Source organism: Streptomyces sp. NPDC086077, from assembly GCF_040686175.1.
GTDB lineage: Bacteria > Actinomycetota > Actinomycetes > Streptomycetales > Streptomycetaceae > Streptomyces.
In genome coordinates this window covers 1-8,276 of sequence record NZ_JBFBJT010000224.1, presented here as the reverse complement: position 1 = coordinate 8,276, position 8,276 = coordinate 1, and the positions used below count along the sequence as shown (strand labels likewise).

Below are 8,276 nucleotides of genomic sequence, written 5' to 3'. Positions count from 1 at the left end.
CCACCGCGGCGCGCAGCCGTGGCAGCAGTGTGTCGCGCAGGCCGGCCGCGGTGTGCCGGCTGGTGTGGCTGACCACGCTCGCCGCGCACGCGATCCGGCCGGTGCGGGGATCGCGTACCGGAACCGCCACCGCGACCAGGCCGGGCTCGATCAACTGGTCGTCCAGCGTCCACCCGTCCGCCCGGGCCCCCGCCGAGCGCCGGGTGAACTCCTCGGCGGTCAGCGGGTGTTCGGAGGGAGGTACGGCGGGGAAGCCGTGGTTCGCCGGGTCCGCCGCCCGGCGGGCCCGCCAGCGCCTCCAGTCCTCGCCCGTCCACTCCGTGGCGAACAGCGGGCCCGGCGCGGTGCGTTCGGCGGGCAGCAGGTCGCCGATGCGGAAGCTCAGGGACATCGCGCGGCGCCGGGTGGCCTGGTGGATGAAGCGGATGCCGTCGCCGTCGGCGACCGCGAGGGACACCGACTCGTCCAGTTCGTCGGCGAGGGCGTCCGCGTGGGCGTCCAGCAGGGCGGGCAGGCGCAGGGCGGCCAGATAGGCGTTGCCGAGCTCCATCAGGCGGGGGGCGAGGACCGCGTCGCGGCCGTCCAGGCGGACGTACCCCATGTGTGCGAGGGTCGAGGTGATGCGGTCGACCGTGGAACGGGCCAGGCCGGTGGCGCGTTCCAGGGCGCTCAGGCTCAGGGTGCCGCCCGCCTCCGTCAGCTGCCGCAGTACGGCGATCCCGCGGATCAGCGGTGTGACCGCCTCGTCCGGCACGGCCGGTGCGGCGGCCTCCTTCAGGGTGGGGTTGGCGGGCATCTTCTCTCCGGTACGGCGATCGCGGCAGGCCTACCGTAACGGCGGATCCCCCTCCCGCGTCCGGCCACCGCGGTGCGCGCCCCTAGCGTCGCGTGACCCGCACCGTGTGGTTCCCCTTCACGTCCGCCCCCGCGACCACGATCCGCATGCCCCGCTCCCGGTCCTCGAAGGCCTCCCCGGGGGTGAACGTGGCGTCCGACAGTTCGGCGTGGACGTTCGGGCTGCGGGTGCAGCCGCCGCTGTCCCGGCGGGAGTCGTACACCCGTATCGGGCCGTGTCCGGTGTCCACCTCCGCGTCGACCTTGTAGATCAGCAGACCCGGCCGGCACACCGCCTCGTCATTGCCGTCGGGGGTGCGCAGCTCGACGGCGTAACCCGAGCGCCGGTCGATGGGTATGAAGATCAGCTTGACCCCGCCCGAGCGGGCCAGCGGGGTGAGGGTGTGCTCGGTGGTGCCGGGGGAGGACGCGCAGTGCACCTGTGCCGTGTCCAGCCAGCCCAGCTTCCACTTGTGCCAGCCGAGGAGGTCGTTGTTGGCGCCCCAGTCCTCGCTCATGATGTCCCAGTGCCCGACCGCGCCCCCGCCTTCCTGCGTGTAGAGGTCGGGCAGACCGAAGACATGGCCGTTCTCGTGCGGCAGGACGCGGTAGCCGGTGTCGGAGTAGGTGCCGGAGCCGTCGTCCTGGCGGGAGTAGACGAACGAGGCGTTGGCGACGGGCACCCCGTCCGCCGTCGGCGCCTCGTTGTTGCCCGCGAAGGTCACCGACAGGACCGTGTCCAGTGCCGACGGGCCCGCGTTCGGCGTCACCAGCACGTTCAGCAGGTCGTACTCGCGGAAGTCGACCTCGGGGTCGGCCGCGGCCACTATGTCCCGCACCAGCTCCCGGTAGCCGGGGTCGAAAGGGGCGCCGCGTTCTATGCCGTACGCCTGGAAGGACTTCGGCATCCGCAGCCAGTCGGCGATCGGGGTCTGCGGGCGGTAGTCCAGGCGGCCGTAGGAGCTGGTGCGGAACCACTCCTGGGTCTGTGGGAAGAACTCGTCGAACCGGTCCAGCGCCTTGCCCTTGCCGGGCGCGTCGGAGAAGTCGACCATCATCGTGAGGGCGCGGACGGTGCCGGTGGAGCGGGAGTAGCCGTCGGGGGTGGGTATGCCCTCCGACATCTGCACGTCGGCCTTGCCGCTGATCATGCACGGTCCGTGGGTGGAGGATCGGGCCAGGGCGGTGGTCGGCCGCGCTCCCGCCGTCGCCGAGCCCACCGTATGGTGGCCCGTGCCGGCCGAGGTGCTCACTGCGAGGGTCACTGCGGTCACGGCGCCGAGCGCGGCCGCTCGGCGCGGGCGTATCCGACGGCGGGACGGCTGCATGCTTGGACCTTTCGCTCCAGGCAGCCACCCGTCTCCGGCTGCACCCTTGCGATTCACCCTGTGCCGGGTGTGGCGCGGGCGCGCGCTGGAGCCGACCGATCGTGGGTTTGCGGTGAGTAAGCGCAGGTCGGTGGGTGTGTGGTCGAGCGAATGGAGCACTGTGACGCGGGTCACAGGAAATCATTCGGCGGGTGGGAAATAACCGGGGATCGATTCCCCGTTTAACCACGCGTACGAGCGAAACGGGGGATTACTCCCCGGAACGCGCCACCGACGAGCGCTATCACCCTGAGCCACGGCCACCCAGCCGCTCAGCCGCCCAGCCACTCATCCACTCATCCAGGAGTACGCCGTGCAGACCGCCACCCCCGAACGACGCAAGGCGACCCGGCCGCGCGCCGACGCCCTGCGCAACCGGGAGCGGATCGTCACCGCCGCCCGCGAGATGTTCGTAGAGCACGGGCCGGACGTGCCCCTCGACGAGATCGCCCGCCGGGCCGGCGTCGGCAACGCCACGGTGTACCGCAACTTCCCGGACCGCGACGCCCTGGTCCGCGAGGTCGTCTGCTCGGTCATGGACCGTACGGCCCTGGCCGCCGAGCAGGCCCTGGCCGAGAACGGCGACGCCTTCGCCGCGCTGGAGCGCTTCGTGCACGCCTCCGCCGACGAGCGGATCAGCGCGCTGTGCCCGATGATCTCCAGCACCTTCGACGAGCACCACCCCGACCTGCTGGCCGCGCGCGGCCGGGTCGAGCAGCTCGTCGACGAGGTCATGGCCCGCGCCAAGGCGGCCGGGCAGCTCCGCACCGACGTGGGGGTCGGCGATCTGATGATCGTCGTCGCCCAGCTCAGCCGGCCTCCGGCCGGTGCCGCGTGTTTCAGCGTCGACCGCTTCGTGCACCGGCATCTGCAGATGTTCCTGGACGGCCTGCGGGCACCGGCCCGCTCGGGCAGCCTGCCCGGCACGGCCGTGACCCTGGAGGACCTGCGCCAGGCCTGACAGCCGATCCCTTCCGTTCACCTCCGTTCTGTTCCGTAGCTCCGTGGCCCGCGGCTCCGTAGCTCGGTAGCTCCGCAAGTCCTTGTCGTCCCGAAGTCATTTTTTCGTCCCGAAGTCTCTTTTCCGTCCCGAAGTCCCGAAGTGGGTACACCCATGTCTGAAACAGCCGTCAAGGCTCCCGGCGTCCCCGACGCCAACCGCTGGAAAGCGCTGGTTTTCATCGCGCTCGCCCAGCTGATGGTCGTCCTCGACGCCACCATCGTGAACATCGCCCTGCCCTCCGCCCAGCAGGACCTCGGCATCTCCGACGGCAACCGGCAGTGGGTCGTCACGGCCTACGCCCTCGCCTTCGGCGGTCTGCTGCTGTTCGGCGGCCGGATAGCCGACCTGTGGGGCCGCAAGCGCGCCTTCGTGGTCGGTCTGGCCGGCTTCGCCCTCGCCTCCGCGCTGGGCGGTGCCGCCACCAACGAGGCGATGATGTTCGGCGCCCGCGCCCTCCAGGGTGTCTTCGGCGCCCTCCTGGCCCCCGCCGCGCTCTCCCTGCTCGCCGTGATGTTCACCGACGCCAAGGAGCGCGCCAAGGCGTTCGGCATCTACGGTGCCATCGCCGGTGGTGGCGGTGCCGTCGGTCTCATCCTCGGCGGCTTCCTCACCGAGTACCTGGACTGGCGCTGGACCTTCTACGTCAACGTCCCGTTCGCGGTGGTCGCCGCGGCCGGTGCCTGGTTCGTCATCCGTGAGCCCGGAGGCGGCCGCAACCGCTCCCCGCTCGACATCCCCGGCGTCATCCTGTCCACCCTCGGCCTGGTCGCGCTGGTCTACGGCTTCACCCGCGCCGAGTCCGAGGGCTGGAGCGACGCCGTGACCATCGCGATGTTCGTCGCGTCGGTCGTGCTGCTCGCCACGTTCGTGTTCGTCGAGGCGCGGGTCAAGGCCCCGCTGCTGCCGCTGCGCGTGATCACCGAGCGCAACCGCGGTGGCATCTACCTCTCGCTCGGCCTCGCGATCATCGCGATGTTCGGCCTGTTCCTCTTCCTGACCTACTACCTCCAGGTCGTGAAGGGCTACTCGCCGGTCAGGACGGGCTTCGCGTTCCTCCCGATGATCGCCGGCATGATCACCGGCTCCACACAGATCGGCACCCGCCTGATGACCCGCGTCGCCCCGCGCCTGCTGATGGGCCCGGGCTTCCTGGTCGCCGCGCTCGGCATGCTGCTGCTGACCCAGCTGGAGATCGGCTCCTCGTACGCCGCTCTGCTGCTGCCGGCGATGCTGCTGCTCGGCCTCGGCATGGGTACGGCGTTCATGCCGGCGATGTCCCTGGCCACGCAGGGCGTCGAGCCGCGGGACGCCGGTGTCGCCTCCGCGATGGTCAACACCTCGCAGCAGGTGGGCGGCGCGATCGGTACGGCCCTGCTGAACACCATCGCCGCCTCGGCGACGACCTCGTACATCGCCGACCACATCGGCTCGGCGGCCTCCCGCTCACAGCAGCAGCTCGTCCAGCTGGAGGGCCAGGTCCAGGGCTACACCAGTGCCATCTGGTTCGCCGTCGGCATCCTGGTCGTCGCCGCGGCGATCGCCCTGACCCTCGTCAACGCCGGCCGCCCGGACATGGGCGCGGTCACGGGCGCGGGCAAGGGTGCCGACGACGAGGTGCCGGTTCCGGTGGTCGCGCACTGACCGCCTGACAGCCCCGTCCCGTCGTACCCCTTCGGGCGGTACTCCTTCGGGCGATCCGTACGACCTCAGCGAAGCCAGGGCAGATCCGCCCCGGCCTCGCTGGGCTGAAGTCCCTCGGCGACGATCCGCATGATCTCGCCGAGGGACTTCTGCTGTTCCGGGGTGAGCCGCTCGAACACCGCCTGCCGCACGGCGGCCACATGGCCCGGGGCCGAGCGCTTCAGCACCTCCAGGCCCTCGTCGGTGAGCACCGCGAACTGGCCCCGCTTGTCGGAGGGGCAGTCCTCGCGGCGCACCCAGCCGTTCTTCTCCAGCCGGGCGACGGCGTGCGAGAGACGGGAGCGGGTGATCTTCGCGTGCATCGCCAGCTCGGTCATCCGCAGCCGGCGGCGCGGGGACTCGGCGAGCTTGACGAGCAGGCCGTAGTAGATGTGCGGCATGCCGGCGTCGCGCTGGAGCTGGCGGTCGAGGTGGTCCTCCAGCAGCGTGGCGGCCTCGATGTACGAACGCCACACGCACTGCTCCTCGTCGGTGAGCCAGGTCGGCTCGTCGCCGGGCGCGGACGCGGACGCGGGTGCGGATGTGGATGCCGTCTTCATGCGACCACTGTACGAGACTCCTCCTTGAAACTTAAACAAACGCGGCGTAAGCTCTGGCAAGAGAGATTGAGAGTTCAAGTAAGTGGGTCCAGTCGGAGGGAGCCGCCGTCATGTCCGCCGCCGCTCAGGAGCGCATGCCCGTCCTGTACCTCAGCCACGGCGCCCCACCGCTGGCTGACGATCCGGTCTGGCCCGGCGAGCTCGCGGCCTGGTCCGCCGGACTGCCCCGGCCGCGCGCCGTCCTCATCGTCTCCGCCCACTGGGAGGAGGCCCCGCTGGCCCTCGGTGCCACCCGGACCGTCCCCCTGGTCTACGACTTCTGGGGCTTCCCCGAGCGCTACTACCAGGTCCGCTACGGGGCTCCAGGCGCCCCGGAACTCGCCGAGTCCGTACGCAAACTGCTGCGCGCGCCCGGCATGCCCGTGCAGGACGTGCCGGACCGGGGCCTGGACCACGGCGCGTACGTGCCTCTGGTCGAGATGTACCCCGAGGCCGACCTCCCCGTCCTCCAGGTCTCCATGCCGACCCTCGACCCGGTGCGGCTGATGGAGATCGGGCGGCGGCTGGCCCCGCTGCGCGACGAGGGCGTGCTCGTCGTCGGCTCCGGTTTCTTCACCCACAACCTCGCCGCGCTGCGGCACCCCGGCGGGGGAGTGCCGGGCTGGTCGGCCGAGTTCGACGACTGGGGTCGGCGGGCGCTGGCGGCCGGTGACGTGGACGCGCTGCTTGACTTCACCCACACCTCCCCGGCCGGGCGGCTCGCCCATCCGCGTACGGAGCACTTCGCCCCGCTGTTCGTGACCATGGGCGCGGCGGACGCGGCGGGCGAGCTCGGGGAACAGAAGTCCGTGATCGACGGGTTCTGGATGGGACTGGCGAAGCGGTCGGTGCAGTTCGGCTGAGCTTCGGGGTTTACGTCACCGGGGATCGAGGTACCGGGCTTGGACCGCCGGGACCGACGTCCCGGGCCGGACCGCGCAGCTGGACTACAGGGGCCTCTCGTACCAGGCAACGTCCCAGTAGCGGCCGAACTTGCGGCCGACCTCGCGGTACGTGCCGACGTGCCGGAAGCCGAAGCGCTCGTGCAGCCGCGTGGACGCCTCGTTCGGCTGCGCGATGCCGGCGTAGGCGCGGTGCAGGTCCTCGCCGGACAGGGCGCCGAAGAGGGCCTTGTACAGCAGCGTGCCGACGCCGCGGCCGGCGGCGTGCGGGGCGGCGTAGACCGTGACCTCCACGGAGGTGGAGTAGGCGGGCTTCGCGCGATAAGGGCTGGATGTGGCGTACCCCAGGATTTCCTGGGAGTCCGCGTCCGTGGCAACCATCAGGCGGTGCGGCCCGTCTACCGGATGGGAGAGCAGCCAAGGGCGGCGCTCCTCCGGAGTGAAGATCACCGTGTCAAATGTGATGGGTGTCTCACGTACATAGTGGTTGTAAAGGTCGGTGAGGGCCGCGAGATCACCCTCGACTCCTGGTCTGACCTGCACCTCTGCCCGTTCCGACGGCATCGAGCCTCCTCGTGTGGCCGGACAGGGTACTGCATGATCAGAAAAATCGAGGGGTGGGTTGGGAATTCTGTCCGGATTGCAGTCGTTGTTTCCATCGGATGCAGGGCACCCGAGGACTGACCGGAGAGAGTGCTGAGCGTCTGAAGGACCACCCGCTGACCTCACCATCGCAAAGGGAGCACGCATGGCAACCCGTGCCGTCGCCCGTCGTACGTCCGCCGCCGGCGAGACCGTCGACGCGGCACGCAGTGTTCGCGCCCATGGCGGCGAGATCGCGGACCGCGATCTGGTCGGCATGTATCTGGACGAGATAGCGCGTACACCACTGCTCGACGCCGCCAAGGAGGTCGAGCTGTCCCAGACCATCGAGGCGGGTGTGTTCGCGCGACAGGTCCTCGACGGGTACGAGGAGTCGAAGGCGGACGCCACCCGTGAAGAGCTGGAGGCCCTGGTCGCCGCGGGCGAGCGGGCCAAGGACGTCTTCATCCGTTCCAACCTCCGTCTGGTCGTCGCGGTCGCCCGTCGCTACCCGCGCAGCGGTCTGCCCCTGCTGGACCTGATCCAGGAGGGCAACGCGGGCCTGGTGCGCGCGGTCGAGAAGTTCGACTACCGCAAGGGCTTCAAGTTCTCGACGTACGCCACCTGGTGGATCCGTCAGGCGATCACCCGCTCCATAGCCGACCAGTCGCGCACCATCCGGCTCCCCGTCCACCTGGTGGAGGAGCTGGGCCGGATCCGGCGCATCCAGCGCGAGTTCAACCGCGACCACGGCCGGGACCCGGAGCCCGCCGAGATCGCCGGGGAGCTCGGCTCCACGCCGGAGCGCATCACCGACGTCCTGGACTGGGCGCGCGACCCCGTCTCGCTGAACATGTCGGTGGACGACGAGGGTGAGACCCAGTTCGGCGACCTGCTGGAGGACACCTCGGCGGTCAGCCCCGAGCAGTCCGTGATGACCCTGCTGCGCAGCGAGGAGCTGGACGACCTGATCGGCCGCCTCGACCAGCGCACGGCGTCCATCATCAAGATGCGGTACGGCATCGAGGACGGCCGGGAGCGGACCCTGACCGAGGTCGGCAAGGAGCACGGGCTGACGCGGGAGCGTATCCGTCAGATCGAGAAGCACGCGCTGCTCGAGCTGAAGAAGCTGGCACGTCAGACCGGCTTCGACGCGGCCGCGTGAGGCTCGCCCGAAGTACCGCACGGAGATCGTTCCGGGGGCGTACGCCGGGGGGCGAAGGCCCGCGTGAACATGGCTGTGTAACGCCGCTTCAAAAGCGCCGTCCCGGGAAAAAGACATCAGGGCACGAGAGTTCGGGCCCGAGGG

At 70.4% G+C, this 8,276-nt stretch carries 8 protein-coding genes; 4 read left to right on the top strand and 4 right to left on the bottom strand.

Features of this window, described 5'->3' with window-relative positions; translation table 11 throughout:
* Both AB0O67_RS35120 and AB0O67_RS35115 read right to left on the bottom strand, forming a co-directional pair.
* Positions 1-796 (bottom strand): IclR family transcriptional regulator (locus AB0O67_RS35120; RefSeq protein WP_365459430.1); only part of this gene is annotated, 796 nt, incomplete at its 3' end.
* 82 nt (positions 797-878) lie between these two features.
* On the bottom strand, positions 879-2,162 hold the full coding sequence (locus AB0O67_RS35115; protein WP_365459427.1) for a M6 family metalloprotease domain-containing protein: 1,284 nt from the start codon (positions 2,160-2,162) through the stop codon (positions 879-881).
* 352 nt (positions 2,163-2,514) lie between these two features.
* Here AB0O67_RS35115 and AB0O67_RS35110 point away from each other — a divergent pair, with 352 nt between their 5' ends.
* Positions 2,515-3,162, top strand: a complete 648-nt coding sequence (locus tag AB0O67_RS35110; RefSeq protein ID WP_365459424.1) for a helix-turn-helix domain-containing protein — start codon at positions 2,515-2,517, stop codon at positions 3,160-3,162.
* Positions 3,163-3,315: 153 nt separating this feature from the next.
* Positions 3,316-4,845 carry an MFS transporter gene (locus AB0O67_RS35105; RefSeq protein ID WP_365459421.1) on the top strand — a complete coding sequence of 510 codons (1,530 nt, stop codon included), beginning with the start codon at positions 3,316-3,318 and terminating at the stop codon, positions 4,843-4,845.
* Positions 4,846-4,910: 65 nt separating this feature from the next.
* Here the strand turns inward: AB0O67_RS35105 and AB0O67_RS35100 are convergent, their stop codons facing one another.
* Positions 4,911-5,444, bottom strand: a complete 534-nt coding sequence (locus tag AB0O67_RS35100) for a MarR family transcriptional regulator (protein ID WP_365459418.1) — start codon at positions 5,442-5,444, stop codon at positions 4,911-4,913.
* Between the two features lie 110 nt (positions 5,445-5,554).
* Between AB0O67_RS35100 and AB0O67_RS35095 the strand changes: the two genes are divergently transcribed.
* A complete protein-coding gene (locus AB0O67_RS35095; protein ID WP_365459415.1) occupies positions 5,555-6,346 on the top strand; it encodes a class III extradiol ring-cleavage dioxygenase in 792 nt (263 codons plus the stop codon).
* Positions 6,347-6,430: 84 nt separating this feature from the next.
* On the opposite strand, the gene AB0O67_RS35090 is transcribed toward AB0O67_RS35095, so the two are convergent.
* Positions 6,431-6,949 carry an N-acetyltransferase family protein gene (locus tag AB0O67_RS35090; RefSeq protein WP_365459412.1) on the bottom strand — a complete coding sequence of 173 codons (519 nt, stop codon included), beginning with the start codon at positions 6,947-6,949 and terminating at the stop codon, positions 6,431-6,433.
* A gap of 184 nt (positions 6,950-7,133) precedes the next feature.
* Here AB0O67_RS35090 and AB0O67_RS35085 point away from each other — a divergent pair, with 184 nt between their 5' ends.
* Positions 7,134-8,132 (top strand): sigma-70 family RNA polymerase sigma factor, encoded by a 999-nt coding sequence (locus AB0O67_RS35085; RefSeq protein WP_365459409.1) that lies wholly within the window; start codon positions 7,134-7,136, stop codon positions 8,130-8,132.
* Positions 8,133-8,276 lie beyond the last annotated feature (144 nt).

Excerpts from the sequence above, each read along its gene's own strand:
- AB0O67_RS35115 (WP_365459427.1), bottom strand. The coding sequence starts at position 2,162 with ATGCAGCCGTCCCGCCGTCGGATACGCCCGCGCCGAGCGGCCGCGCTC.
- AB0O67_RS35105 (WP_365459421.1), top strand. The coding sequence starts at position 3,316 with ATGTCTGAAACAGCCGTCAAGGCTCCCGGCGTCCCCGACGCCAACCGC.
- AB0O67_RS35100 (WP_365459418.1), bottom strand. The coding sequence starts at position 5,444 with ATGAAGACGGCATCCACATCCGCACCCGCGTCCGCGTCCGCGCCCGGC.
- AB0O67_RS35095 (WP_365459415.1), top strand. The coding sequence starts at position 5,555 with ATGTCCGCCGCCGCTCAGGAGCGCATGCCCGTCCTGTACCTCAGCCAC.
- AB0O67_RS35090 (WP_365459412.1), bottom strand. The coding sequence starts at position 6,949 with ATGCCGTCGGAACGGGCAGAGGTGCAGGTCAGACCAGGAGTCGAGGGT.
- AB0O67_RS35085 (WP_365459409.1), top strand. The coding sequence starts at position 7,134 with ATGGCAACCCGTGCCGTCGCCCGTCGTACGTCCGCCGCCGGCGAGACC.